Below are 238 nucleotides of genomic sequence, written 5' to 3' on the forward strand. Positions count from 1 at the left end.
GGCTGCACGTAGTCGTCGATGACCAGCTCGCCGGTCGCGTTCAGAGCGCGCATCATGTCCTCGATGCGCTGCTTCTCGATGTTGTGGGGATCCGGCGAGGTGAAGAGGAACTGCAACGGGATCGCGGGGTGCATCCACACGGTGAGTCGGCCGGGGTCGCCGCCCTCTCGAGGATGCCAGGTCATCATGAAGCTCTCCTGGCGACGGAGCTTCGTGCCGACGATGACCTTCAGATGAG

1 protein-coding gene is annotated in these 238 nt (G+C 63.4%); it reads right to left on the reverse strand.

Annotation, left to right across the window (positions count from 1 at the left end; genetic code table 11):
- On the reverse strand, positions 1 to 238 hold a 238-nt coding region (locus tag SB773_RS34460), incomplete at both ends, for a DUF7882 family protein (protein ID WP_410595023.1).

The sequence above is a fragment of the Bacillus sp. SIMBA_074 genome (genome assembly GCF_046534555.1).
Lineage (GTDB): Bacteria > Bacillota > Bacilli > Bacillales > Bacillaceae_G > Bacillus_A > Bacillus_A mycoides.